The sequence below is a fragment of the Amycolatopsis sulphurea genome, from assembly GCF_002564045.1.
In the GTDB taxonomy this organism is placed as follows: domain Bacteria; phylum Actinomycetota; class Actinomycetes; order Mycobacteriales; family Pseudonocardiaceae; genus Amycolatopsis; species Amycolatopsis sulphurea.
This window is the reverse complement of sequence record NZ_PDJK01000002.1, coordinates 3,809,589-3,833,247: the sequence shown is the minus strand read 5'-3', so window position 1 is coordinate 3,833,247 and position 23,659 is coordinate 3,809,589. Positions and strand designations below refer to the sequence as shown.

24 protein-coding genes and 2 pseudogenes are annotated in these 23,659 nt (G+C 69.5%); 14 read left to right on the top strand and 12 right to left on the bottom strand.

Going from position 1 to position 23,659, the window contains the following annotated elements; translation table 11 throughout:
• Nucleotides 1-655: 655 nt before the first annotated feature.
• The 4 genes from ATK36_RS23630 to ATK36_RS23615 all read left to right on the top strand — a co-directional run bounded on the left by ATK36_RS23630 (nt 656) and on the right by ATK36_RS23615 (nt 3,633).
• Entirely contained in the window at nt 656-1,567 is a 912-nt protein-coding gene (locus ATK36_RS23630; RefSeq protein ID WP_098513490.1) for an alpha/beta fold hydrolase, read from the top strand.
• Between the two features lie 101 nt (nt 1,568-1,668).
• A complete protein-coding gene (locus ATK36_RS23625; RefSeq protein WP_098513489.1) occupies nt 1,669-1,962 on the top strand; it encodes a hypothetical protein in 294 nt (97 codons plus the stop codon).
• A 22-nt stretch (nt 1,963-1,984) separates the two neighbouring features.
• The gene (locus tag ATK36_RS23620; protein WP_098513488.1) at nt 1,985-2,293 is read left to right on the top strand and encodes a hypothetical protein; all 309 of its coding nucleotides are present in this window, start codon (nt 1,985-1,987) and stop codon (nt 2,291-2,293) included.
• The gene (locus ATK36_RS23615; RefSeq protein WP_098513487.1) at nt 2,290-3,633 is read left to right on the top strand and encodes a DUF4474 domain-containing protein; all 1,344 of its coding nucleotides are present in this window, start codon (nt 2,290-2,292) and stop codon (nt 3,631-3,633) included. The genes ATK36_RS23620 and ATK36_RS23615 overlap by 4 nt, the downstream gene beginning before the upstream one ends.
• A 16-nt stretch (nt 3,634-3,649) precedes the next feature.
• Here ATK36_RS23615 and ATK36_RS33780 read toward each other — a convergent pair whose 3' ends face one another.
• Nucleotides 3,650-3,952: a hypothetical protein gene (locus ATK36_RS33780; RefSeq protein ID WP_098513486.1), complete on the bottom strand. Its 303-nt coding sequence runs from the start codon at nt 3,950-3,952 to the stop codon at nt 3,650-3,652.
• Nucleotides 3,953-4,195: 243 nt separating this feature from the next.
• On the opposite strand from ATK36_RS33780, the gene ATK36_RS33775 reads away from it, so the two are divergent.
• Together ATK36_RS33775 and ATK36_RS33770 are read left to right on the top strand one after the other, a co-directional pair.
• A complete protein-coding gene (locus ATK36_RS33775) occupies nt 4,196-4,561 on the top strand; it encodes an alpha/beta hydrolase (RefSeq protein WP_245915415.1) in 366 nt (121 codons plus the stop codon).
• Nucleotides 4,562-4,576: 15 nt separating this feature from the next.
• Entirely contained in the window at nt 4,577-4,918 is a 342-nt protein-coding gene (locus tag ATK36_RS33770; protein ID WP_098513484.1) for a hypothetical protein, read from the top strand.
• Between the two features lie 9 nt (nt 4,919-4,927).
• On the opposite strand, the pseudogene ATK36_RS33765 reads toward ATK36_RS33770, so the two are convergent.
• Nucleotides 4,928-5,050 (bottom strand): annotated as a pseudogene (locus ATK36_RS33765) (FAD-dependent oxidoreductase); the annotation flags it as partial.
• A 230-nt stretch (nt 5,051-5,280) separates the two neighbouring features.
• Here ATK36_RS33765 and ATK36_RS23595 point away from each other — a divergent pair.
• Nucleotides 5,281-6,507 carry a metal-dependent hydrolase family protein gene (locus ATK36_RS23595; RefSeq protein ID WP_098513483.1) on the top strand — a complete coding sequence of 409 codons (1,227 nt, stop codon included), beginning with the start codon at nt 5,281-5,283 and terminating at the stop codon, nt 6,505-6,507.
• Between the two features lie 124 nt (nt 6,508-6,631).
• Here ATK36_RS23595 and ATK36_RS23590 read toward each other — a convergent pair whose 3' ends face one another.
• Entirely contained in the window at nt 6,632-8,173 is a 1,542-nt protein-coding gene (locus ATK36_RS23590) for a S1 family serine peptidase (RefSeq protein ID WP_098513482.1), read from the bottom strand.
• A 171-nt stretch (nt 8,174-8,344) separates the two neighbouring features.
• Between ATK36_RS23590 and ATK36_RS34785 the strand changes: the two are divergent.
• Nucleotides 8,345-8,863: pseudogene (locus tag ATK36_RS34785) on the top strand (FAD-dependent oxidoreductase); the annotation flags it as partial.
• A 127-nt stretch (nt 8,864-8,990) separates the two neighbouring features.
• A complete protein-coding gene (locus ATK36_RS34270) occupies nt 8,991-9,563 on the top strand; it encodes an FAD-dependent oxidoreductase (protein ID WP_281259083.1) in 573 nt (190 codons plus the stop codon).
• A gap of 12 nt (nt 9,564-9,575) precedes the next feature.
• Here the strand turns inward: ATK36_RS34270 and ATK36_RS23575 are convergent, their stop codons facing one another.
• The gene (locus tag ATK36_RS23575) at nt 9,576-9,998 is read right to left on the bottom strand and encodes a hypothetical protein (protein ID WP_245915050.1); all 423 of its coding nucleotides are present in this window, start codon (nt 9,996-9,998) and stop codon (nt 9,576-9,578) included.
• Nucleotides 9,999-10,884: 886 nt separating this feature from the next.
• Between ATK36_RS23575 and ATK36_RS23565 the strand changes: the two genes are divergently transcribed.
• The 3 genes from ATK36_RS23565 to ATK36_RS23555 all read left to right on the top strand — a co-directional run bounded on the left by ATK36_RS23565 (nt 10,885) and on the right by ATK36_RS23555 (nt 14,088).
• Nucleotides 10,885-12,072 carry a cytochrome P450 gene (locus tag ATK36_RS23565; RefSeq protein ID WP_098513478.1) on the top strand — a complete coding sequence of 396 codons (1,188 nt, stop codon included), beginning with the start codon at nt 10,885-10,887 and terminating at the stop codon, nt 12,070-12,072.
• A 277-nt stretch (nt 12,073-12,349) separates the two neighbouring features.
• The gene (locus ATK36_RS23560; protein WP_098513477.1) at nt 12,350-12,613 is read left to right on the top strand and encodes a hypothetical protein; all 264 of its coding nucleotides are present in this window, start codon (nt 12,350-12,352) and stop codon (nt 12,611-12,613) included.
• A gap of 611 nt (nt 12,614-13,224) precedes the next feature.
• Nucleotides 13,225-14,088 carry a LysR family transcriptional regulator gene (locus ATK36_RS23555; protein ID WP_098513476.1) on the top strand — a complete coding sequence of 288 codons (864 nt, stop codon included), beginning with the start codon at nt 13,225-13,227 and terminating at the stop codon, nt 14,086-14,088.
• Here the strand turns inward: ATK36_RS23555 and ATK36_RS23550 are convergent.
• The 4 genes from ATK36_RS23550 to wzm form a co-directional block, all read right to left on the bottom strand.
• Complete coding sequence (locus tag ATK36_RS23550; RefSeq protein ID WP_098513475.1) at nt 14,042-14,248, bottom strand: hypothetical protein; 207 nt, start codon at nt 14,246-14,248, stop codon at nt 14,042-14,044. The genes ATK36_RS23555 and ATK36_RS23550 overlap by 47 nt on opposite strands.
• A gap of 62 nt (nt 14,249-14,310) precedes the next feature.
• Nucleotides 14,311-14,589 (bottom strand): hypothetical protein, encoded by a 279-nt coding sequence (locus ATK36_RS23545; protein ID WP_098513474.1) that lies wholly within the window; start codon nt 14,587-14,589, stop codon nt 14,311-14,313.
• A gap of 642 nt (nt 14,590-15,231) precedes the next feature.
• The gene (locus ATK36_RS23540; RefSeq protein WP_245915043.1) at nt 15,232-16,332 is read right to left on the bottom strand and encodes a glycoside hydrolase family 3 N-terminal domain-containing protein; all 1,101 of its coding nucleotides are present in this window, start codon (nt 16,330-16,332) and stop codon (nt 15,232-15,234) included.
• Nucleotides 16,333-16,436: 104 nt separating this feature from the next.
• Nucleotides 16,437-17,345 carry a galactan export ABC transporter permease subunit Wzm/RfbD gene (gene wzm, locus ATK36_RS23535; protein ID WP_098515136.1) on the bottom strand — a complete coding sequence of 303 codons (909 nt, stop codon included), beginning with the start codon at nt 17,343-17,345 and terminating at the stop codon, nt 16,437-16,439.
• 55 nt (nt 17,346-17,400) lie between these two features.
• Between wzm and ATK36_RS23530 the strand changes: the two genes are divergently transcribed.
• Nucleotides 17,401-18,771, top strand: coding sequence for a class I adenylate-forming enzyme family protein (locus ATK36_RS23530; protein ID WP_098515135.1), 1,371 nt, complete (start codon nt 17,401-17,403; stop codon nt 18,769-18,771).
• On the opposite strand, the gene ATK36_RS23525 is transcribed toward ATK36_RS23530, so the two are convergent.
• Together ATK36_RS23525 and ATK36_RS23520 are read right to left on the bottom strand one after the other, a co-directional pair.
• The gene (locus tag ATK36_RS23525; protein ID WP_245915035.1) at nt 18,695-19,297 is read right to left on the bottom strand and encodes a chloride channel protein; all 603 of its coding nucleotides are present in this window, start codon (nt 19,295-19,297) and stop codon (nt 18,695-18,697) included. The two genes, ATK36_RS23530 and ATK36_RS23525, sit on opposite strands and share 77 nt — an antisense overlap.
• Nucleotides 19,298-19,554: 257 nt before the next feature.
• Entirely contained in the window at nt 19,555-20,019 is a 465-nt protein-coding gene (locus tag ATK36_RS23520) for a MarR family winged helix-turn-helix transcriptional regulator (protein WP_098513473.1), read from the bottom strand.
• 203 nt (nt 20,020-20,222) lie between these two features.
• Here ATK36_RS23520 and ATK36_RS23515 point away from each other — a divergent pair, with 203 nt between their 5' ends.
• Nucleotides 20,223-21,275 carry a reverse transcriptase family protein gene (locus ATK36_RS23515; protein ID WP_098513472.1) on the top strand — a complete coding sequence of 351 codons (1,053 nt, stop codon included), beginning with the start codon at nt 20,223-20,225 and terminating at the stop codon, nt 21,273-21,275.
• A 16-nt stretch (nt 21,276-21,291) separates the two neighbouring features.
• Here ATK36_RS23515 and ATK36_RS23510 read toward each other — a convergent pair whose 3' ends face one another.
• Both ATK36_RS23510 and ATK36_RS23505 read right to left on the bottom strand, forming a co-directional pair.
• The gene (locus ATK36_RS23510; protein ID WP_098513471.1) at nt 21,292-21,753 is read right to left on the bottom strand and encodes a hypothetical protein; all 462 of its coding nucleotides are present in this window, start codon (nt 21,751-21,753) and stop codon (nt 21,292-21,294) included.
• A gap of 1,564 nt (nt 21,754-23,317) precedes the next feature.
• The gene (locus tag ATK36_RS23505; RefSeq protein ID WP_098513470.1) at nt 23,318-23,515 is read right to left on the bottom strand and encodes a hypothetical protein; all 198 of its coding nucleotides are present in this window, start codon (nt 23,513-23,515) and stop codon (nt 23,318-23,320) included.
• Nucleotides 23,516-23,659: the final 144 nt, after the last annotated feature.

The following is a 23,659-nucleotide window of genomic DNA, read 5'->3' as shown; positions in this document are numbered from 1 at the left end:
GACCTTGCCCTGGTCCGACCGGTGAACCAGCCACCGATCCGGCTAGGCCGCACCCGTCGGCACGACGCGACCACGTGATGCGGGTGGCGATCCAGCACGCGGTTGCCGGAGATCGTCGAGATCACGTAATCAGCCTGCGCGGAGTATTTGTCCGCGATGCGCATACGCACCCGGGTGGGTGCCGCCGGCGGCCGGACGGGCCCCGAGGACCCGTTCGCGCAGATCCGCGCCGCCCAACCCGGGACCGCCAAGACCCTCACCCGTCCCGGCCGGGCCCCAGCTCCCGTTCATGATCCACGTCACGAATGAACCAATGATCATTCCGACTACCCTGGCCGAATGGACGCCGCACACCGCACCTCCCCGGCACCCGGCGGGCGCTGGTGGTCTGACACGACGTCAACGGGATCTCTTGCACCATGCGAAGCCGCGGACAACCTGCTCCGCGATTCCGTCGCGCGGATCCATCCGGGCAGCGGGCACCGCGGGCCGAGTCGCGCCGACCGGGACTCCGCCAGGTGCGCCTCGCTGTACACCGGAATGGGCGGCGCAGATCTGTTCGGCGTGCCCGGACCCGCGCGACCACGGAGGCGCGCCTGGTAGCACAGGAACTCCTACTGAACCGGATCGCGAAACGCACCTGAGAGGAAAGCCCATGCCACAACACCGGACCATCGAGGTCGGCGGCCGTTCCGTGCACCTGGCCGAACAGGGCGAAGGACCACTCGTGCTGCTCCTGCACGGATTCCCGGAGAGCTGGTACTCCTGGCGGCACCAGTTCGCCCCGCTCGCCGCGGCCGGATACCACGTGGTGGCGCCGGATCAGCGCGGCTACGGCGCGAGCGACCGTCCGGAAGCGACGGATCAGTACACGATCCACCACCTGGTCGGCGACGTGGTCGGCCTCATCCAGGCGCTCGGCCGGACCGAGGCGGTGGTGTGCGGGCACGACTGGGGTGCAACGGTCGCCTGGCAGACCGCCCTGATGCGCCCGGACGTCGTCCGCGCGGTGGCCGGGCTGAGCGTGCCGCCGGTGCCCCGCGGGCCGTTCCCGCCGCTGGCCCTGGCGCGCGAGCGCTTCGGCGCGAACTTCTACCAGAACTACTTCCAGCTGCCGGAAATCCCGGAAGCGGAGCTGAGCCGCGACGTGGCCACGACGATGCGCACGGTCCTGACCGGCAGCCAGGCCGAGGATCCGGCCCCCGGACTCCTCGGCGGACTGTCCACACCGGACGTTCTACCGGACTGGCTCGGCGAGGACGACCTCGCGGTCTTCACCGAGCAGTTCGAGCGCAGCGGGTTCCGCGGCCCGCTCAACTGGTACCGCAACATCGACCGCAACTGGGAACTCACCGCGGCCTGGCAGGGCGCCCGGATCACCCCGCCGTCGCTGTACCTGAGCGGGACCGACGACGTCGTGCGCACCTTCCTGCCCTTCGGCGACCCGATGCGGGCGATGGTGCCCGATCTGCACGCCGCGATCGACCTGCCCGGCGGGCACTGGATCCAGCAGGAGCGGCCGGCCGAAGTGAGCGCCGCACTGCTCGACTTCCTCCGCCAACTCTGACCGATGATGACTCCGACCTGCAGAAACACCTTTATTGACAGATGTGAATAAACCTGTCCGCTATCGGCCTGGTCGCAGTGCGGACCGGGAGCGTGGCAGTCATGAGCAGCACCCCTGTGGAGGGGACGGACGGGGCGGGTTGCCCGGGGCGGCGGCCGCGCGGCCGTCCGTCCCGGATCGACCGGGCGGCGATCCTCGCGGCCGCCGGGGAACTCCCCGCGGCCGATCTGACCATGCCCGCCCTCGCCCGGCAGCTGGGCGTGGCGACCTCGGCGCGCTATCACTATTTCGCCACAGTCAAGCACAATCGTTCCTCAAAATTCCAGCATCCGGCGGACTACCGGATTCCGCCACCGGCACGCGTCCGGGGTGTTACATTGTCCGCCTGGATGTAACTCGGTCACTGGGGAGACCGTCATGGGGTTCGAGGCACAAGTCGAAGACATCAACCGAGCCGCCGGGAAACTGGCCACCGGGGACGCACCGGTGCTGTCCGCGGAAGGATCACCGAACGTCGGTGAGACCGCGCGCGCCGGTGGGTACGCGGGCGACTACGAGGTCTGGCTGCTGACTCGCAAGGAAGACCTGGTCGCCGCCCAGGAGCAGGTGACCAGCCTGGTGAAGCGCATCCGGCAGGCAGCGGCGAAGTACGACGCGACCGACGCGGCGGCGCGGGACACCTTCCTGAAGTCGCTGGACCGCGGATTCGAGCGGATCGACCGGTGAGCGCGGTCTTCGAGAAGATCCGCGAGCTGGCCGGGAAGATCGAAAAGGGCAGCACCACACAGCTGGACGATCGCGCGCGGGCCTGCCGGGCTGCCAAAGGCGAGGTCGAGCAGACGAAGGCGCTGCTCGCGAACGTCCGCACGGAACTGCGCGAAGACTGGTCCGGCGGGGCCGGGGAAAAAGCGATCGCCGCGCTGGACGCGTTCGCCAAGAACCGCGACGAACAGGCCGAGGATCTCGAGAACTCCGCACGTTCGTTCGAAGTGGTCCGCGACGCACTGGAAAAGGCGCAGAAAGACGCCCGGAGCAAGCTGGCCGACGCCGAGGCATTGCAGAAGAAGCTCGACGGGGTCTGGCAGAAAGTCGAGGACGGCAAGAGCAACACGGTGCTGGCCTGGGCCGAGGACAAGGTGATCAAGGGCGAAGCGCTACTGGTGCTGGCTGATCTGGAACGCGTCTCGATCACCTACGACGCGGTATTGCTCGCCGAGGGCCTGAAAATCCGCAACCTGACCGGTCGCGTATGGGAACTGGCCGGGTCGAACAAGCGCGAACCGGCGGAGATCATCGCCCTCGCGCTCCGGGAGATGCCCGGCCTCGCGGCGCTCGTGGCCAAGGACCCGAACCTGCGCATGGCCGTGCTCCGGCGGGACTGGGACACGCTGATGAAGAACCCGGAGGTCGCGCAGAAGGTCTACGACTACTTCGGTTTCAAGTACGTCGAGAACGGCGATTTCTACACCACCGGCGAGCATTCCCTGCAAAGCTTCCTGGGCTGGCACGATTTCTACGACAAAATGGGCGGCCTGATCGGCACCCACCTGGACGAGACCAGCGCCGGCGGGGACAACATGGAGTTCACCGACCCGAAAACCGGCAAGCAGTACCGGCTGGAACTGTGGAAAGGCAGCTACGGATTCCACGGCGCGTACGGCGGCGAGGTCGGCTTCTACACCCGCGACCCGGATTCGGACGGGCTGCGCGGAAAGCTGGAGCACGACCACCCCGGCTACTATTCCACCGCCCAGGGCGAAGATCAGATCAAGATCACTCAGCAGGTCTACGACAAGAACAGCGGCGAAGTCTACTTCACCAACGACGGCCAAGGCGCCGACGGCGATGACAAACGCCATTTCTGGAACCTGGCCATCCGCACCGACCCCGACGTGCGCCCCGAGCAGCTCGGGCAGCGGGCCACCCTCGAAATGCCGGATGCCGACCTGCGCGACCGGCTGTACCGCGAGATGACCCGGTACGCCACCGCTCACCCGGAAGAAAACCTGACGGTGACGATGGGCAGCGACCACCCACCGACCCTGAGCTACGACTGGCGGAAGTAGCCCCGGTCCCGGGGAATCACGGCCGCAGGGGCTTCAGCACCCAAGGCTCGTCGTCGGCTCCCCCGGCACCGGACCCGGTGCGCCGGTCGGGATCATGCAGGCCCGCGAAGATCTCCTCGACCTCCAGCAGCCCGGCAACCTCATCCGCGACGTGCTGGCCGTGGGCGTCTTCGAGCTGTTCCAGACCGTTGCGCAGGGCGGTGGTCGCGGCGGCCCGCGCCTGGGCGCGGAGGGTCCGGGCGAGGGCCGCCGGGGACTCCTCGGGAGGGTCGGCGCGCGAAGAGCCTGCGCGGCGGGAATCGCGTCGTGGACCGTTCATGCGGCCAGGATATCCGGCAGGGCCGAAGAATTCAGCCGATCGTGCAGTGAGACGGGTCGGCGCCGCCGGGCCACCGGCCGCCGGATCGGGCCGGCCAAAGCGGCATGTCCAGCCGCCACCCGACGGGGCCGGCAGAATGAACGTTCGGGCAAGATCGACCGTACCGCGGGACGAACCCGCTGCATTGGACCGCATGTCGCATTCGCCACTGGTGTTCGTTCCCGGATTCTGGCACGGATCGTGGTGCTGGAACAAAGTCGTCGAACACCTGGCGCCGGAACGCCGCACGCTCGCCGTCGATCGCCTCGGGCAGGGCCTGCACGCACCCCGGAGAGCGCATATGCCCGCCCGTTCGACGAGGCCGCCTACGCCGCGGAACCCTCGGCACTCGCGGAAACGACGCTCGACGACGCGGCGGCGCTGCTGATCGACCAGATTCGCGCGTTCTCCGGCGGGGAACGGGTCGTCCTCGTCGCGCACAGCTTCGGTGGCGCGGTCGCCGGCCGGGCCACGCAAGAGATTCCGGAGCTGATCGCGCATCTCGCCTATGTCGCCGCGGTCATGCCGGCCGGTGGCCGTTCCGGGGCCGAGTACCTCGCCAGCCCGTAGCAGGAGGGGGAGCTGTTGTCCGCCGCGCTGGTCGCCGATCCGTTCGACATCGGCGTGTCCCGCATCGACACCGGTTCCCCGGCGGCCAGGCGGCAGTTGCGCGAGGTGCTCTACCACGACGTTGCCCCGGAGGTGGGCGAGGCGCCGATTTCGCTGCTGAACAGGGACGCGCTGGTCGGCATCGCGGTCGGTACGCCCCCCGGCTGGGGCTCCCTGCCGCGAACCTCCCTGCGGTGCGCCGCGGACCTGGTCATCCGCCCGGCCCTGCAGGACCGTTTCATTCGCGACGCGGACGAGCAGTTCCCGGCCAACCCCACCAGGGTCGTCACCGGCCCACGGCGCTGGAGGCGCCGGTGACCCCTGACCCGCCCCGCTCGCGCGGTCCACGACGACGACCCGGCGGTCCGTCTTGGCCAGCTCGAGCGCGATGGCCGAACCGATCACCCCCGCACCCACGACCACTGCGTCCGCGCTGACTTCCGAGCTCATGTCGTTGTCCTCCCTGCCCGTTCACGTGCCCATTCAGGGTGGGTGCCGGGCAGGGGCGCGACAGCCACCAAGCGTCAAGTCCGGAGCCCGGCGGACACGACATGGGTAGCCACGCGCCCCTCGATCACCACGTGTCGCGCGGACTCGGGATCCGGTTCGACGAATGTCCATGGCCCGCGCGGGCAGTAGCGTGGAGGGTGTTCCGAAATCCCTGCGGACGGGAGTTTTCCATGTGGTTGACCGGCGCGACCGTCATCGACGGCACCGGCGCGGATCCGGTTGCCGACCGGCACCTGCTCGTCGAGGACGGGCGGATCACCGCGGTCGGCGGCACCCCACCGGCCGGTGCCGAGGTACTGGATCTGTCCGGTCTGGTGCTCACCCCCGGACTGATCGACGCACACGTGCACCTGGGCCTGTCCAGCGACATCGACAAGGTGAGCACCACCCGTGAGCTGTCCGTGGCGGAACTGGCCGCGGACATGTTCGCCAACTGCCGGCAGACGCTCGAATCCGGGTTCACCACGGTCCGTGACACCGGCGGTGTGGACCAAGGTATCGCCGGGGTCGTCGCGGCAGGCAAGGTGCCCGGCCCGCGGGTGCTGCACTGCGGGCCGATCCTGGCGCAGACCGGCGGCCACGGTTACCTCGGCGCGGACTGGGATTCCGCGGACGACTGGCACGGCAGGCAGATCCCCGGGCTGCTCGGCACGTCCCTGCTTTCCGACGGCCCGGACGAGGTGCGGCGCAACGCGCGTGAGGCGTTCCGGCGCGGTGCGACATTCCTGAAGATGTGCGTCACCGGCGGGGTGGTGTCCCGGCACGACAAGCTGAGCGACACCCAGTTCACGTACGAGGAGATCGCCGCCGCGGTGACCGAGGCCGAGGCGCGCGGCACATACGTCACCGTCCACGCGCACAACAACGACGGCCTGCGCACCGCCGTCAAAGCGGGCGTGAAGTGCGTCGAACACGGCAGTGCGGTGGACGAGGAGATGGCGGCGATCATGGCCGAACAGGGCGTCGCGCTGGTGCCCACGATGGCCGTGGTGCACGCCCTGACCGCGGACTCCACGTCGGCCGGGCTGCCCGCCCACATCGCCGCCCGCGTAGGCAACGTCATCGACGGCCAGACCAACGCGATCCGGCACGCCCGCGCGGCCGGCGTGCTGATCGGGTCCGGTTCGGATCTCATCGGCCCGCACCAGACCCACCGCGGCCGGGAACTGGTGCTGCGCAGTGCCATCGAGAACCCGATGCAGGCGCTCGTGACGGCCACCCGCGACAACGCGCGGGTCCTGCGCATCGACGACGAAGTCGGCACGATCGAACCCGGCAAACTCGCCGACCTCACCGTGTTCGGCGCCGACCCCCTGGCCGACCCGGCGGTATTCGACGATCCGGCACAGGTCAAGGTCGTCATCCAAAACGGCCGCGTAGTCAAGGACATCCGCTGACCCCACCGGCTTTCAAGCTGTGAAGGGGCCCTTCACGGACTCTGAGTCCGTGAAGGGCCCCTTCACAGCCTTTGGACGGGGGGGAGACGTGGTCAAGTGGTCAGGTGGTGGCCGGTGGGTTGGTTCAGTGCTTCGGTTTCGCCCCGGTCAGTGCGCAACCGGGCCGGGTGAGGTCCAGCGTGGACCCTTCGGTGAGGCACGCGGCGAGCCCGGCGACCTGCTGGCCGTAGGAGCGGCCCTTGACCGCGGTCTCCTTCCCGTCCGCATCGACCTCACACGCGTTGTCGTCCGTGCACTTCGCACCGTCGTCGTTGTGCGTGTTGTGAATGCCCACCACTGTCGTACCGTCCGGACCGACCAGCGGCGAGCCGGAGGTGCCGTGCCCGCCAGAGCAGGCCGGGATGGTCACGTACCGGATCGAATTGTCCAGCTGATAGCCGCCTTCGCGCAGATGCGGCACCACCGCTTCGGCGCTGCAGGAACCCGGCTCATAGCCGTTGTTCAAGGTGAACTGCGCGCCCGCCTTGACCGGGGCGGTCCCCAGCTGGAACACCTTGGCGCCCTTGGCGGCGAGCTGCCCGTAGGTGCTGTCCAGCCGGTAGAGCGCGACGTCGGTACCGGTCATCGTCGCGTAGACCAACCGGTTCGCCTTTGCCTGGACCTTGGGGTAGCCCTGCGGATCGCCGATCGGTACCGGCCGGTCCGCGGGCTGGTCCACGAGTGCCTTGCCCGGGGCCGGGCGCTCGCCCTCGACACAGTGCCCGTTGGTCAGCACCAGCGCGGGATCCTGCGGCCGGGAAGCAGGTGTGCGGACCACCGAGCCCACGCAGCCCCTGAGGTCGACGACACCTTCGACATCCGGGATCACGTCGTCGGGCGGGACCAGCTTCCCGGTGATCACCTTGGTGATCCAGTCCGCGTGCCGCGTGACGTCGGTGAACGACGTCGGCTTCGACGAATCGCCGCCCGCGCTGACCACCCCGGCCACCGCCCAGTCCTTCCCGTCGCGGACCAGCGCCGGGCCGCCGGAATCCATGTTCGCCGAGGTCGGCTTGCCGTCCCGGCCACCGATGCACAGCTCGCCCTCGGTGGGGGCCTGGCACGCCGAAGGCGGCTGGACCACGGTGTCCGCCTCCTGCAGCCGCTTCGGAAAGCAGCCGTCCTCGGGGTTCTCGCAGGTCATGCCCCAGCCGATGATCCGGACCGGAGTGTTCACCGGGGGCGTGGCCGAGGCGAGCCGGATCGGCTTGGCGCGCACCGGCGTGCGCAGGTGGAACAGCCCGACGTCCTTGCTGAAGAAGCCGCCCTCGTCCTTCCTGGTGGCCAGGCGGTAGTAGTGGTCGATCTCCGCGACCTCGCCACCGGAGGTGGTGTCGGCCGAGCCGACCCGGACCTTCCAGCCACGCGGGACCCCGGTACGGGCATCGGTCGGGTTCTTCCCGGCACAGTGGCTGGCGGTCAGCACCCATTGCGGCGCAAGGACTTCCACCCCGCACCCGTGCCCGTCCGCCCGCGGCGGCGCCGGGTATTCGGGCTGGAACGAGCCCATGAACGGATAGTCCTCGCTCGAATCGTGCCCGCCGATGATCGCCTGAGCCGGCATGGCCGCACCCACCGCGAGCACCGGCGCACAGAGCACCGCAAGAAAGAAAGATCGTTTTCGCATAAGCCACACCGTGGCACGCCAAGTGCTGCGGACTTCGATGGCTCTGTGACGGTTCTGTCACAACGGGATCGCGTCCGGACCGGAAACAGGCCACGGTACGAGTACCTTGATCACCCGGCAGGACCGGCACCCTGAGGAGAACGAACGTCGCAGCTATGGGAGGCCGACGTCGTGATCGTCGGTGGTGCGGTCGGCGGCGCCGGCACCGCGCACGCGCTCGCGGCGCTCGAGGTGTCGTCGGTGCTGCTCGGACGGACCGCAGACTTTCCGGAACTCAACCGGGGCGACGTGCTGCAGGCGCTGTCGTTGAGCCTGTTCGAGAACTGGGGCGTACTGCCCTCGATCGAGGCGATGGGCGGATATCCCGTCGTGGCATCCGGGTTCTTCCACCGCGCGCACGGGTTTCTCGGCGAATGGGGATTCGCCGACCTGGAAACCGCGCATCCGCACCAGACGCTGTTGCGGCACACGAACCTGCACCGCGCGCTCTACGCCGCATTCGACACCGACCTGGTCTCGGTGCACCGGGGCGCCCAGGTGAGCGCACCGCTGTTCGACGGCGCCGTGCTGCGCGGGGTCACCGGCACGGCGGGCGGCGAGCCGTTCCGCGCGACCGGACAGGTGGTCGCGGCCGCAGACGGAGCCGCTTCGGCGCTACGCCGTGCCGCCGGAATCCAGTTCGAGGACCGCTACACCTACGGCACCGAGTACTTGATGCCCACCTGCCCCCGTCCGCCCGTGCCGGAGCTGGAACACCGCACGATGCGGTGGGTCGGTGCGGAAGGCTTGACCATTCCCGCTCGACGGCGGTCAAGAAGTGCGAGTCCCGTTCCAGGTGCCGGTCGAGGAAGACGCGCTGTGGCGCGCTATGCCGCCGGAAGAGCTGTGGCGGCGGATGGTGGCGCGGGCGCCGGTGCTGGAAAGCGCGCCGGGACCGGTCGAAGGCGGATGGCACGCCTATCGGATTCACCTCCGGCACGCGGACAGGTACGTGGAAGGCAGGCTGTGCCTGGTCGGAGAGGCCGCGCACGTCGTGCCGCCGACCGTGAGACAGGGCATGAACATGGCCATCCTGGACGCGGATGTGCTCGCCGCCGTGATCCGGCGCAGCCTTGACGAACCTCGTCCGATCGAAGCCGGGCTCGCCCGCTACGACCGGCTTCGCCGTCCGGCCAACGAAGTGGTGCTGAAGGCGTCGCACGAACAGGCCTTGGCGCAGACCGCGACCGGCGCCGAGGTCGACGAAAACGTCCTGCGGGACTACGCATGGCTGGCCGACCCGGCACGCTGCCGTGAAGTCGCGCACCGCCTCGCAGGCCTGACCAACCCGACCGCCGGCCGGCGCGCCGGTTCCGTCCACGGTGGGAAAGCCTCGATGAGCCTGCCATGACCGCGGCACTGCTCAGTTCGCGAACGAGGACCGGACCTTGCGGCTGTTCACCAGCACAGCCACCCCGAGCAGCAACAGGCCGCAGACGCCCTGCTCGATCCTCAGCCACATCGGGAAAGCGCCAGGCAACGCGATGATCACCACGATTGCCACCACCAGCACCACCGAGATGCGCTGCAACCGCCGCAGTGCGCCCCGGTGCCCCTGCGCGGCGCGGGCCACGAAGAACAGGGTGAGCCACGAGGAAAGCGCGACGAGCCCGCCACGGATCCAGACGGAGACGGTGACCAGATCATGGTGGTTGCGCAGCAGCACGATGGCCCCGAGCGTAAGCACGCTCAGCACGGCGTAGCTGATCACCAGCACCCGCACCGTGCCGAGCGCGGACCGCGCGTCCGCACTGACGGTGGCGTGGCCGCTCGCGGTGGTCTGCACTGCTTCTCCTTGGGAAATAACGTGGTTTCGCATGGAAACCATCGTCAGCGGGAAGCCCTTCGGCGACCAGTGAGATCCTGCAGGGAAAGCCTCGTGACATCTGTCATGGCCTGGGCCGCCCGCGCAGGTCGGTCGCCACTCTCGGCGGTACCGCACCATCCGGCCTTGCCTTGCTCTGCTTTGCGCTGCCCTGCTCTGCCTTGCCCCGCCGCCCTGCCGACGGCACGAAGGCTGTGAAGGGGCCCTTCACAGCCCACGACGCCACCGTCTCACCGCCACCACGTCGAGCCGACGCACCCTGCCCGGACACACCTGCCTCGGGACCCGCACCTGCCCCACACGTTCCACCCGCCCGTACCGAACCCCACCCGCCACCCTCTGCCCACCGCTCGCTGCCCATCGCCCACCACCCGACCCACCACCCGCCGCCTATCACCTGCTATCCATCGCCCGCCGCCCGCGACCTACCGACTGCCACCCGCCGCCCAATCGCCCATCCCCCGCCTGCCGCCCCCATCACCCACCCCCCACCACCCGCCACCCACAGGCCGCGAGCCACCCACCCACAGGCCGCGACCCACCACCCGCCGCCCGCGAGCCACCACCCGCCACCCCCCACCACCCACCACCCGCAGGCCGCAGGCCGCAGGCCGCAGGCCACCACCCGCCACCCACGGGCCACCACCCGCCACCCGCCACCACCCGCAGGCCGCAGGCCAACCACCCGCAGGCGGCGGGCCGCAGCCCGCCGCCCTCAGTCATTCCCCCAAACCGGCGATACCCCGTCAATTTCTCCCCTTCGCCACCCCTACGCGGTTCACAACTTTGTGAAATATGTGTACCTTCTGAAGGACGCACCGGTTTACGTAGCGAAGAAGGAGCAGGAATGAGCCTTCACCCAGGACTTCCGCTGGAGCGTGGCGCCTGTCCGTTCGATCCGCCGCCCGCGTTGCGGGGGCGGCGGGCGGTCGGACCGCTCCGCTATCCCGACGGCAGCTCCGGCTGGCTGGTCACCGGGTTCGACGAGGCGCGGGCGATCCTCGCGGACAAGCGCGTCTCGGCGCGGACCGAGCTGGCCAAGGTGCCGTTCGACCTCGGGCCGATGCCGCCGCGCAAGCCGGCCGATCCCGGGGTGTTCACCGGGATGGACGACCCGCAGCACCACCGGTACCGCAAGCTGCTGACCGGGGCGTTCACCGTGCGGCGCATGCGGCTGCTGGAGGACCGGGTGGCCGAGATCGTCGAGGAGCACCTCGATGCGATGGCCGCGGCGGGTGCGCCGGTCGATCTGGTCGAGGCGTTCGCGCGGCCGGTGCCCTCGCTGGTGATCTGCGAGCTGCTTGGCACTTCCTACGAGCGGCGCGCCGAGTTCCAGGGCTACGCGGCAACGATGTTCGCCCCAGGCACGGAAGTCAGCATGGAGGAGCGGTACGCCGCGGGCGCCGGCGTGGTCGAATTCATCGCCGGGCAGGTCCGGGACAAGCGCGCCGAGCCCACCGACGATCTGCTCTCCGATCTCGCCCAAGAAGGTTCGCTGACCGACGAGGAGCTGGCCAACATCGGCATGATGCTGCTCGTCGCCGGGTTCGAGACCACCCGGAACATGCTCGCCCTCGGCACTTACGCGCTGCTGGAGAACCCGGCGCAGCTGGCCAAGCTCAAGGCCGATCCCGAACTCGCCGCGAGCGCGGTCGAGGAGCTGATGCGCTACCTCAGCGTGATCCACATCGGACCGGTGCGCACCGCGCTGGAGGATTTCGAGTTCGCCGGGCAGGCGATCAAGGCGGGCGACGGCATCACCGTCTCGGTCCCGATGGCCAACCGCGATCCGAAGCGCTACCCCGACCCGGACGTGCTCGACCTCGAACGCAAGGCGATGGGTCACGTCGGTTTCGGCCACGGGGTGCACCAGTGCCTCGGCCAGCAGCTGGCGCGAGTGGAGATGCGGATCGCGCTGGCCCGGCTCTTCACGCGTTTCCCGGACCTGCGCCTCGCCGTGCCCGCGGCGGAGATCGTGCTGCCCGATCAGGCGTCCATCTACGGTCCGGTGAGCCTGCCGGTCACCTGGGGGTGACCGGAAGTGTCCGAAAAGGACATTTCCGGGACCGGCACCCCGGGCACGATGTTCGCGCCGCCCGTACCCCGGGCACCGCGAGCGTCGTGCCCAGCTTTCGGCGGTCTTTGCCGGGGCCGGAAGCCGTGTTAGCCTGACGCCATGTCGTGCCTCGGGCGGTTCGTAGCCGGGCGCGCCGGCTGAACCAGGAGGCCGGCGCGCGATTTCGGCGCGCCGCCGCCGCTTCCCCGGAGACCTGGCCCGGTTCCTGCCAGTTCCCCTTCCGGAGGAAGCCGCCATGTCCGCCGCACCGACCCGTTCCCCGCTCCTGTTGCGCCGCCGGATAGCCACCTACTTCACCGGTGGCGTCGAAGAAATCCCGGCCCTCGTCCGCACCCTCGCCGAAACTGGGCGCCACGTGCACGATCTGTCCGTCGACGTCCGCGAAGGCGTCACCGAAAGTAGCATGGCCTGCGCGGTCCTGGTGGCCGCCGACGAGGTCGACACCCTGCTCGAACGGCTGCGCCGGCTACCCGCGGTCGTTTCGGCGGAGCCGGTCTAGCGCATCACCCGCGCCCGCCGCGGTGAGGTTACCGGCCCACCGTCGCCACCGGGTCCGCCGCGGCTCCCTTCTTGTGCACCACCAGTTCCGCTGTGGTGATCACGAGCCGGGTGCCAGTCGCGGTGGACCCCGAATGCCGCCAGGCGCTACCGAGGCCCTCCCCCGGACGGCTCCCCGCCTACCCCGAAGGTAATGAAGGGTCCCTTCACCGCCGCAGAGTCCAGGGTTCCGGCAAAGTCGGTGTGAGAGGGCGCAGTCCGTGAAGGTCTGTGAAGGTCTGTGAAGGGGCCCTTCACGGACTCTGAGTCTGTGAAGGGCCCCTTCACAGACCCGAGACAGGTCCCCGGCGCACACCCACGAGGTGGTCGCGCCTCGAACACCTCCGCATCGCCCGCTGCCAGGCGCAATCGACGAAGAGGGCAGGCGCGCCGTCGATGATGACGCGGCAGCCACGGCTCACTCTGCTGATCACGGGTCCCGACCGACTTTGCCGGGACCCTGGACTCAGCGTCCGTGAAGGGACCCTTCACAGCGCCGTCGCCATCGCACCGTGCCGATTACTCCACTGTGGACTCTCGGTGGGCTGTGGTGGAAACGGGTAGATTCGGCGTATGGAGCTGAGGCAGGTCGAACACTTCCTCGCCGTCGTGCGGCACCGGAACTTCACCCGGGCGGCGCGGGAGGTGCATGTGGTGCAATCGGCGTTGAGCGCCTCGATCCGGAAGCTGGAAGCCGATCTCGGCGCGGAGCTGTTCGACCGCACCACCCGGCGGGTCACGTTGACCCCGGCCGGGGAGGCGCTGCTCCCGCCCGCCCGGCGGATGATCGCCGACGCGGAGGCGGCGCGCGGGGAGATCGCCGCGGTGGCCGGTCTCGCGCGCGGGCAGGTGTCGATCGGCACCATCCAGACGCTCACCGCGGTCGATCTTCCGGCGCTGCTCGGGCAGTTCCGCGGCCGGTACCCGGCGATCCGCATCCACGTACGTGAGGGCACCAACCCGACGCTGACCGCGGCGGTGCTCGCCGGTGAACTCGATCTGTCCTATGTGGTCAGTTCCGATCCGCTGCCGGACGACCTCGTCGCGTTCGCCCGCTGGGATCAGCGGCTGGTGCTGCTGACCCACCCCGGGCACCGGCTGGCCGCGCGGCGCCGGATCCGGCTCGCGGAGCTGGCCGGCGAACCGTTCGTGGACTTCACCGGGAGTGCGCTGGAGGATCTGGTCGACCGCGCGTTCACGGGTGCGGGCATCCGGCGGGAGCAGGTCTGCGAGGCCAGCCACGTACCGCTGCTCGTCGCGCTGGTGGCGGCCGGGCTGGGCAGCACAGTGCTGCCGGAGGCGGTGGCCGAGCAGTCCGGGCTACCGTTCGCGCGCATCGTCGAACCGGCGCTCGGCCGGACGATTCACCTGGTCGGCCGCACCGCCGAGATCACGAATCCGGCGGCCCGGGCACTGCTGAGCCACCTGCTGGCCTGACCGGCGCGAGCACCAACGCGAACCCGGCCAGCGCCAGCGCGAGCGCGACCGTGCTCAGCCCGGCGATCCCCGCGACGAAGGCGAGCGCGAACGCCCGGACGCCGAACTGCCGCAGCAAGCGGACCAGATCGGTCGGTAGGTCCAGATTCGGCTCGGTCATGCTGGCAGTATTCGATACCCTCGACCAGCACGTCCAACGCCGTTTTCCGATCTGATTCAGCACTAAAATCGCTGAATCGGCTCCGTGTCCGGGCCTTCCCCCGGTGGATGCGGCACCGGCCGCTGCCGCGCCACCGGATAACGCGCGAACGGATGCGTCACATCCAGCCGATGCCTGGCCCGCCGCGGCGAGTCGTCGACCGGCGAGGTCAGCCGCCGCCCCGCGGCTGCCCCGCCCGAGGGCGGAACACCCGGCCGCGAACGGGCCGAACGGCGCAGGAACAACACCGCCAGTAACGCGAACAACGCGGCCCCCGCCGCCAGTGGCCACCAGGCGTGCATGCGTCCTCCCGTCGTGGGTGGTCGCAGGCAAGCGTGCCCGCTCCACCCGCGTCAGGACGGATGTCTACCCACCCGAGTGACCCCGGATCGGGGTCGGGTGATTCACCACCAGAACCCTTGCGTCCGGCGCGATTCGGGTGGGGGCGTTGGTGAGGCTCGCGTGGGTGGCGGAGTTGCTCGGCACTCGCGGGTGTGCGGCGATTACTCGAATGGCTCACGTACGCGGGGCTGCTCAACATCACTCAGCGATCGCCCGGGTGGCTCGCGTACGTGGAGCTGCTCAACATCACTCACGTACGCGGCACGACCACCCAACATCGCTCACGTACGCAGCACGGTCGCTCGACACGGCTCGTTTGGTGCGCAACAACCCACCACCACTCACCCACTTGCAGGCCCGCCTGCCCACCCTCACCCGCATGCATGCCCCGCCTGCCCACCCTCACCCACACTCAGGCCCCACCACCCACCACTCACCCATATGCAGGACCCACCCAGCCAGCCCACCCACCTGCATGCCCAACCCAGCCAGCCCCACCCACACGCAGGCCCCCACCCAACCTCACCCACTTGCAGGACACATCCCCTCACCCCGCCGCACCCCAACACCCAACCCCCATCACCCCAAGCAAACCCCGCCACTCACCGCAGCCCCTCCCGCAAAGCCGAGATCCGGCCCACCGCCGCCCGGAACTCCGCGCTCGGCAGCGACCCGCCCGACAGCCCGGCAGCCAGGGCGGAAACCGCATCCTCCCCTTGGGCCACATCGCGGGCGGAGGCAAGGATCAGGTCCATCCCCGCCTTCGCCGCGAGTGTCGCGCGTTCGCCGGTCGTCCCGTAAGCCTGCAGGGCCTTCGCCTCCAGCGCGTCGGTGATGGTCACCCCCTGGAACTTCTGGTGCTGACGCAGTTCCTGCACGACGGCCGGGGACAGGCCGGCCGGGCGCGTGGCGTCGAGCGCGGGGTAGACCGCCCAGGACAGCATCACGAGCTTGACCCCGGCCGCGATCGCCGGGCCGTACGGGGCTTCGTCCTTGGCCCGCAGCTCCGAGAGCGGCACGTTCAGCGTCACCGGGCCGAGGTCGGTGTTGCTCCCCGCCGGCGCGGCGCCGAGGCCGGGGAAGTGCTTCGCGGTGGCGGCGACGCCGGTCGCCTGCTGGGCTGTGACAAAGTCCCGCCCCAGCACGCCGGCGGTGTGCGGATCATCGCTGAACGACCGGCCGTACTGGTCGATGAAATTCCCCGGCTGCCCGAACACGTCGAGCACCGGCGCGAGGTTGAGGTTCATGCCGGCGCCGGACAGCGTGGTCCCGGCACCCTTGCCCGCGGCCCGCGCCGCCGCCTCCGGGTCGGCCGCCTGGCCCACCTGCTTCTCCGACAACGCGGGCTCGCCGGGCAACCGCCGGACCTTGCCGCCCTCCTGGTCGGTCATCAGCAGCAACGGCCGCCGCACCGGGCTCTGCGCGTTCGCGTCCCGCAGCTGCCGCACGACCCCGCCGATCTGCTGCGTGCTGGAAACGTTCTCTCCGAAGAAGATCACCCCGGCGGCCTCCCCGGCCCGGATCCGCCGCAGCAGCGCATCCGGCGGGGTCAGCCCCGCATAGGAATAGATCACCCGCTGCCCGGCCAGCTGCCGCAGGGTCATCCCGTCCGGCGCGGGGGTGGCGGCGATCGTGGTGGCCGCGCCGGCCAGCACCACCCCGGCGAGTGCCTGCAACGTCCTTCGGCGCGTCATTTCGGTCATGATGCTCCCTCCCGCGAGCCTATACGGTAACGCGTCCAGGTGACGACGGAAACTTTCCGGCCGGAGGGCGTGCCGATGTCCGGAATGACCGTCCTCAATGGACTTCATACCCAGTACGGCACCCGCGCCCGGTAGTTGCGCAGCACGGCCAGCGCAAGCGCCCAGCCCACCACCGTGGCCGCCCCGACCACCGCCCAGTGCGTCCAGGACTGCTGCTGCCCGACCAGCGGGGCACGAACGATCTCCACGAAATGGTAGACCGGGTTGAGCTGCAGCACCTGCACCGCGAGCGAGCCGAATCCGTCCTTGCTGCCCTGGTTCATCACCCGGACCTGGTCCATCGACCACATGATCGGGGTGGCGTAGAAGAGCATCGTGATGAAGCTCTGGATCACCGGCGGCACATCCCGGAAACGGGTGGACACCACGCCGAGCAGCAGCACCACCCACGCGCCGTTGAACAGCAGCAACGCCAACCCCGGGAGCGCCAGCACGACCTCCCAGCCCAGCCCAGGATGCAGCAGCGCGCCCGCCTTCTCCACCAGCCGGTAGGGATGGGAGAGCTTACCGAAGAAGATCACCAGAATGAGCACGTACACCACGAGGTTGTGCATCAGGTACAGCGCCTGCCGCCACACCGTGCGCAGCGCGTACACCGAAACCGGGGCGGGCAGCTGCTTGATCATGCCCTCGTTGTCGATGAACGTCTGCGAACCCTCGACGATGCAGCCGTTCATGAAGTTCCACAGGATCAGACCGGTCGTGATACTGGGCAGCAGCGTGGAAATCGACGTGCCGAACAACGCCGAGTTCACCACACCCAGGGCAAGCGCGGTCACCGCCATGCCCACGGTGATCCACAAGGGACCGAGCGAGGAACGGCGGTAGCGCTGCTTGATGTCCTGCCAGGCGAGCAACGCCCACAGTTCCCGCGCCCGCAATCCGGCGCCGAGGTCGGCCAGCGCGCGGCGGAAGCTCTTCGACGGCATGCCAAGGGCGGGAACAGTGGACATGGCGCCAACGTAGCGGCGAACACGGATCTTGGCCACGCCCGGCTACGGTGAGACCGTGAGTCTCTTCCTGTCCCGGGTAATGGCCGCACTGGACGACGGCGGCGACACCGTGCTGTTCCGCCACGATGACACCACCATGACGCGTCGTCAGGCGGCAGAACTGCTGTCCTGCCTATACTACGGACTTTCCGGCATCCGGGGGACGGTGGCGATCGACGCGGGCAACCGCCCGGAGGTCGTGCTCACCCAACTTGCCGCACAGCAGCGCGGCCTGGAAGTGCTGCTGATCGCCGCTTCGGCCAGCCGTCCGGCTCGCACGGCCGCGGTGGAAGCGACTGGCGCCACGCTGCTCACCGACGCGGACCTGACCACGCTCGCCGCCTCACCACTGTCCACTCAGGACACATTACCTGGCGGGGTCACGACAATCTTCCCCAGTGGCGGCACCACTGGCACGCCCAAGTTGGTCCGCCACCGCGGGATCTACGACGGGATGGCGACCATTTTCCGTCCGGACGGTACGCGAACGGTCCTGGTCACCGCGCCGCTTACGCACATGACCGGCAACGCCGCCGTGCTCGGCGCACTGCTCTGCGGAGACACCGTTGTGCTGCACCGGAAATTCGACGCGTCGGCAGTGCTCGCGGATATCGAACGCCGCCGGGTCACCTCCCTTTCCCTTACTCCTGCGCGGTTGGCTGCAGTACTGGACAACCCTTCGTTACCGCACACCGATCTGTCCAGCGTGCGGCAGCTTTCGGTCGGCGCAGCGCCCCTTTCGCCGCGCCGCCTGGGCCAAGCGCTCTCCGTATTCGGCCCGGTCGTCGGCCAGGGATATGGGCTCACCGAGGCGCCGATGATCGCCGGCATCTCCGCCGGCGAAATGCTCGAACGGCCGGAGCTACTGGGCTCGGTCGGCCGGATCGTGCCGGGCATGGAGGCACGCACCGCCGAGGGTGAGGTGATCGTGCGCGGGCTGTCCATGATGGAGGGTTACCACGGGAAGCCGCCGATCGCCGACGGCTGGCTGCGGACCGGCGACCTCGGCCACTTCGACGAGGACGGTTATCTCTTCCTGCACGGCCGATCCGGCGACGTGATCGTCACCGGAGAGCACGGAACCAAGGTCGCTTCGACCACTGTGGAGCATGCGCTGCTCAGTCATCCACGGGTTCGCAACGCAGCCGTGTTCGCGATACCCGGTCCGGACGGCGAAGGCGAGCTGGTACATGCGGCAGTCGTCACCAACGGCCCGGCCACAGTGGACGAACTACGTGCGCACGTCCGGGAAACGCTGGGCGGCGAGCACTTTGTACCGACCACTGTGGACTTTGTGGACAGTCTCCCGCTCACGGCGGTGGGCAAAGTGGACAAGGCTCTGCTGCGTTCCCCGTTCTGGCTGGGGCATCCGCGGAACATCGCATGATGTCACCGGCGACGAGGAGCGTTTTCCGTTCGTCGGCGGAGAGTTTCAGCAGTTGCGCGAGAATCGACCCGATCGCGCCACCGGTCATGATGATCGGCCCTTCGGCCCCGAACGGCCCGCCCGTGCCGATGCTGACCGCCGAGGACACCGGTTTGAGCACCGCCACCCGCGGCGCCACCCGGCTGCCCCCGGTGAGAATCGCTTCGATCGCCTCGGGCATGCCGTGCCCGCGGATCTTTTCCGAGCCGTAGCGGGCCATCACCCCGATCACGAGCCCGCCGAACGCCGGCGCGAGCACCACCAGCCACCACGGATGCTGCTGCGCGCCGGGCGCGACCAGGTCAGTAGCCACCCGCTGGGAGAAGACGAGATTGGTGATCAACCCGATCAACTTCAGCAGACCGAACGCCGCCACCGCCGAAGCCGCGCCGACGAACACCGCGAACCCGGCGATCAGCACCATCCGGGGGTGGACGGCGAAGTCCCCGAGGTGCGCCGCCCGGCCCGGCGGAACGTGATCCGGCACTTCCCTTGGCTTACCATCGGAGGAATCGGTTTCGCCACAACGCATCCCGGCCACTCCACCGGCGCGAGGCGAACGACCCGGACCCGCGGCCCGGCCGTCCGAGGCATCATCGCAGTCCGGTTTCGCGGGTCCTCCCTCCGGCGGAGTTGTGCGGCTCGTGGAGGAATCCGGCAGAGCAGGCGCAACTCCGTCCGAAGCGCCGCCGCGGTCCAGGTGAATGCCGGGTTCGGGAGTCAGCCGGTCGTCCGGCGGCGTATTCACAATCGTCCCGGCCCGGTCGCGGGGAGGGCGGGCGCGGCCTCCTCGGCAGTCACCAGATCGCGTAAGGCGCGCGTCACCGAATGCCGCCGGGACGCCGGCAGCTCGGCCAGCAAGTCGGCCAGTGCACGGTGACGGCGGTCGAGCACACCGGCTACCACGGACCGGCCCGCCTCGGTGGTTTCAAGGGTGACCACGGTGCGGCGGTGCGCATCCACCTGCCGCGTCACGTAGCCGTGCGCCTCAAGCTTGTCCGCCAGGCGGGTGACCGAAGACGCGTTCACGCCCATCGCCTCGGCCAGCCGTGAGCACGGCACCGGGCCGAGGCTGTCGAGCACGACGAGTAACCGCACTTGCGGGAAAGTCACCCCTCGCGGGGCGGCGTGCGCACTGTCCCAGGCCACGGCCACCAGGACCCGGGTGAGCTGTTCGAGATCGGCGACCTCGTCCGGCAGAGCTTCCATAGCGCAAGAGTTGCTATAGACAAGGCACGGGGTCGAGGGTGCGCTCGGTCACCCGTGCCCGGATTCGCCTAAGGTGAGCCGTGGCGACGCGGAGGTGAGCCGGTGGAACACCACCCACTCCGGGGCAACCCCGGGGAGCAGTACGGCACGCAAACACCGCACCCCACGCGAACGCGGCACGCTCCGCGTACAAGACCGCGCGGATGAACGGAGAAAGAGTCACCTCCGCGTCGCTGCTCGGGCCGATGCCGGTGTGGCGCTGGCCGGTCGCGCGATGGACGACGTTCGACGAATGCGCCGCGGCCCTCGATCTCCCGCCGGGTGAGCTGAGCTGGTTCGCCGACACCCGCGGCTGGAATCGCCGCGCACCCGCCCGGCTGCGGCACCATTGCCATCACTGGATTCCCACCGCGTCCGGCGGCGCGCGGCTGATCGAACGGCCGAAACCGCGGCTGGCCGAGCTGCAGCGCCGGGTCCGCCGGCACGTGCTCGACGCGCTGCCGGTGCACGAAGCCGCCCACGGATTCCGCGGCGGCCGGTCGATCCACACCTGCGCGCAACCGCACGCCGGGCAGGAAATGGTGGTGCGGATGGGTCTCGAAGGTTTCTTTCCGGCGGTGTCCGCGACGCGCGTGCGTGCGCTGCTGGAGCTGGCCGGTTACCCTCCCGCCGTTCGCGCCGCGCTCGCCGGAATCCTCACCACGCGGACGCCCGTGGACGTGCTGCGCGCGGCCCCCGTCCGGGCCCGTTCGCTCGGCCGGCTCGCCGGAACCCACCTGCCGCAGGGCGCCCCTTCGTCACCGTCGGTCGCAAACGCGGTGACACACCATCTCGACCGGCGGCTGTCCGGCCTGGCCGCGAGCCTCGGCGTGAACTACACCCGTTACGCCGACGACCTGGCTTTCTCCGGCGACGCCGGGCTGCCGCTCCACCGGCTGCTGCCCGGAGTCCGCCGGATCGTCACCGATGAGGGTTTCCGGCTACGCGACGACAAGACCTCGGTGACCCCCGCGTATCGGCAGCAACGGGTCGCCGGGCTCGTGGTGAACGCGACGCCCGCCGCCGCCCGCGCGCAGTACGACGAACTGCGCGCCGTACTCCACAACTGCGCGAAAACCGGCCCGGCACCGCAGAATCGCGCCGGTCACCCGGATTTCCGCGCACATCTGCGCGGCCGGATCGCCTGGATTTCCGCCACGAATCCGGCACGCGGAGCGAAGCTCACCGACCTGTTCCACCGGATCGAATGGGACTGACCGCCGATTCCGCCGGTCAGTTCCAGGGCCCGAGCTGGTGTTCGAGATCCGCCCACCAGCCCGACGGCGCGTCTTCCCGGGCCTGGATCGAACCCGCCCGCCGCACGAGGTCGAACCGGTTCTCGCGCTGGGCGTAGGCCAGCAACGCGTCGTACCGCGCCCGCGGCAGCCAGCCCTGTTCACGACCGGTTTCCAGCCACATCAGCTGGTGCACCAATTCCACGCTGCCCTTGTCCAGCCCGCGCAACCGCCGGGTGAACCGGCTCGCCGCTTCGGTGTCGCCGTCGCGGACCGCGCGGCAGGCCAGCAGCAGTGTGGTCGCGGCGAGAACGTCGGATCGGTGCACCCCGCCCTCCGCGGCCAGGTGTTCGGCCAGCTGGTAACTGCGTTTGCCCCGGCCCTGCCGCAACGCGGTGGCCAGCGCACAACGCTGGCGTGTCAGATAGTCCCCGCAGACTGCGCTCCCTGGCTCCTGCATTCATGCCCCCAGTTCCGTGGCCGATCCCGGCCACTTTTCTCCCAACGGGTGACGGCGCACTGAAGCAAGCCCCCATTGAGAGCAAAACGCTACCGCCGATCACCCCGCCGTCTCCACCCGGCATACCCGTCCCGGCGGCGCGACCGCGGTCATTCTCAGCGTCTTCCCAGTCTTGACCGCACCATCCGATCGGCTTTCACCCCACTGGATGACCCCCATTTGGTGGGGGTCCTGCTTCGGGTCCGAAGGAGCGCACCGCGCGACCGGCCGGGTGCCCGCGGCTGACAACGATGACAGAGTCCGGTGCCGTCTGGACCAACGCTCGGACAACGCCCTCGCCGATCCTGCCCGAGGCGCCGCACGACTCCTCCGTGAATCGCCGGTAATGGGCGCCTGCGCCGGGAATTCCTCCGCGCGTTCGGAGCGGGGTTTCCCGCAGGCGAAACCTCTGTGCTGCCGCTGCATCGAACGGCGGCCGTGGCAGAGGAGACGGTCGAAGGATCGATTCGGTACCGGGGGCACTCCATGTGCGAGCCCGGGATGTCGTGGCCGAGACCGTCACTCTGCCGCGCTGCGGTCACTGACAGTCGCCGAAACGGCGGAAAGCCACCGGTCACCCAGGCTGGGAAAGACACAGGGTGTCGGCAAAGTCGGTGTGAGGGGGCGCAGACGGCGAAGGTCCGTGAAGGTCCGCAGAGGTCCGTGAAGGTCTGTGAACTGTAAAGGTCTGTGAAGGGGCCCTTCACGGACTCAGAGTCTGTGAAGGGCCCCTTCACAGACTCGGGACAGGTCCGGCGCACACCACGAGGTGGTCGCGCATCTCGAACACCTCCGCATCGCCCGCGGTCGGGCGTGATCGACGAAGAGGGCAGGCGCCGTCGATGATGACGCGGCAGCCACGGCTCCTTCTGCTGATCACGGGTCCTCGACCAACTTTGCCGGGACCCTGGGGAAAGACACGCGCAGTTCTTCGTCAGCAGGCCGCTACCGAGAAACCAGGTCACACCTGCCGAATCCGCCGATCGCTCCGACGGACGGGACGACGCCGGCCGACCGAGCCCCTTGCTCGTCCGAACACCGGACCGGAAAGAATTCCGCCCGAACGCGCCCGCACCTCGTCACCACGGGATCTGCGCGAGATCGCACCAGCACATCGATGCGCCCCCACCTCGTCACCACGGGACCTGCGCGAGATCGCACCAGCACATCGATGCGGCCGAACACCGCCGCGGCAGGACTGTCGGACGGACTCCACGAACCCGTCACCCACCGGAACACCACGCCGAGCCCGGCCAACCCCCACCCGGCCCAGCCCTGCCCGGCAGCGACCAGCACAGCCGAGCCCTGAAACCCGGCCGAACCCCCATCACATCCGGCCCGGCCAAGCCGAAACCGCACCCCAGACCGCGCGACACAAGCACAACTCGAACACCCCCCGCCGCGGCCAAGACGGCAGGGGCCGACCATATGCACAGCCGCCCCCCCCGTTACCCGAATGCGACGGGCGGCCGAGTTTCCGAGGTCAGGCCGTGAAAGTCAGGCCGTGAAAGTCAGGCCCCGAAAATCAGGCCACCTCGGTGCGGCTCCCGCCGCGAGTGTGCAGGCCGAGCATGTCCAGCAACATTGCGCATTCCTCGGCGTCCTTGGCCTGGGCGGCCACGGCCAGCGCGGCCTTGTGGCGGCGGGCTTCCTGCGCGGTGGTGTCGGCTTCGTCGGTGACGAGGTCCGGTGCCGGGTGCAGTCCGGTGCTCTGGTCTCGCATGATGGCTCCTCCCCGTTCGGCAGCGGCGCGGAAGGTTTTCCCGCGCTGGTGCTACCTCGTACAACGACGTTCCGGCGCCGGATGTTCCGATGACTCCGGTCACGCCCCCGCCACGGGGGTCCGGGCGGTGACGCGGAACGTTGT

Excerpts from the sequence above, each read along its gene's own strand:
- ATK36_RS23545 (WP_098513474.1), bottom strand. The coding sequence starts at position 14,589 with ATGCACGCCTGGTGGCCACTGGCGGCGGGGGCCGCGTTGTTCGCGTTA.
- ATK36_RS33780 (WP_098513486.1), bottom strand. The coding sequence starts at position 3,952 with ATGAACGGTCCACGACGCGATTCCCGCCGCGCAGGCTCTTCGCGCGCC.
- ATK36_RS23565 (WP_098513478.1), top strand. The coding sequence starts at position 10,885 with ATGAGCCTTCACCCAGGACTTCCGCTGGAGCGTGGCGCCTGTCCGTTC.
- ATK36_RS23625 (WP_098513489.1), top strand. The coding sequence starts at position 1,669 with ATGAGCAGCACCCCTGTGGAGGGGACGGACGGGGCGGGTTGCCCGGGG.
- ATK36_RS23550 (WP_098513475.1), bottom strand. The coding sequence starts at position 14,248 with ATGACCGAGCCGAATCTGGACCTACCGACCGATCTGGTCCGCTTGCTG.
- ATK36_RS23520 (WP_098513473.1), bottom strand. The coding sequence starts at position 20,019 with ATGGAAGCTCTGCCGGACGAGGTCGCCGATCTCGAACAGCTCACCCGG.
- ATK36_RS23590 (WP_098513482.1), bottom strand. The coding sequence starts at position 8,173 with ATGCGAAAACGATCTTTCTTTCTTGCGGTGCTCTGTGCGCCGGTGCTC.
- ATK36_RS23515 (WP_098513472.1), top strand. The coding sequence starts at position 20,223 with ATGAACGGAGAAAGAGTCACCTCCGCGTCGCTGCTCGGGCCGATGCCG.
- wzm (WP_098515136.1), bottom strand. The coding sequence starts at position 17,345 with ATGTCCACTGTTCCCGCCCTTGGCATGCCGTCGAAGAGCTTCCGCCGC.
- ATK36_RS23560 (WP_098513477.1), top strand. The coding sequence starts at position 12,350 with ATGTCCGCCGCACCGACCCGTTCCCCGCTCCTGTTGCGCCGCCGGATA.
- ATK36_RS23620 (WP_098513488.1), top strand. The coding sequence starts at position 1,985 with ATGGGGTTCGAGGCACAAGTCGAAGACATCAACCGAGCCGCCGGGAAA.
- ATK36_RS23595 (WP_098513483.1), top strand. The coding sequence starts at position 5,281 with ATGTGGTTGACCGGCGCGACCGTCATCGACGGCACCGGCGCGGATCCG.
- ATK36_RS23555 (WP_098513476.1), top strand. The coding sequence starts at position 13,225 with ATGGAGCTGAGGCAGGTCGAACACTTCCTCGCCGTCGTGCGGCACCGG.
- ATK36_RS23630 (WP_098513490.1), top strand. The coding sequence starts at position 656 with ATGCCACAACACCGGACCATCGAGGTCGGCGGCCGTTCCGTGCACCTG.
- ATK36_RS23540 (WP_245915043.1), bottom strand. The coding sequence starts at position 16,332 with ATGACCGAAATGACGCGCCGAAGGACGTTGCAGGCACTCGCCGGGGTG.
- ATK36_RS23510 (WP_098513471.1), bottom strand. The coding sequence starts at position 21,753 with ATGCAGGAGCCAGGGAGCGCAGTCTGCGGGGACTATCTGACACGCCAG.
- ATK36_RS23505 (WP_098513470.1), bottom strand. The coding sequence starts at position 23,515 with ATGCGAGACCAGAGCACCGGACTGCACCCGGCACCGGACCTCGTCACC.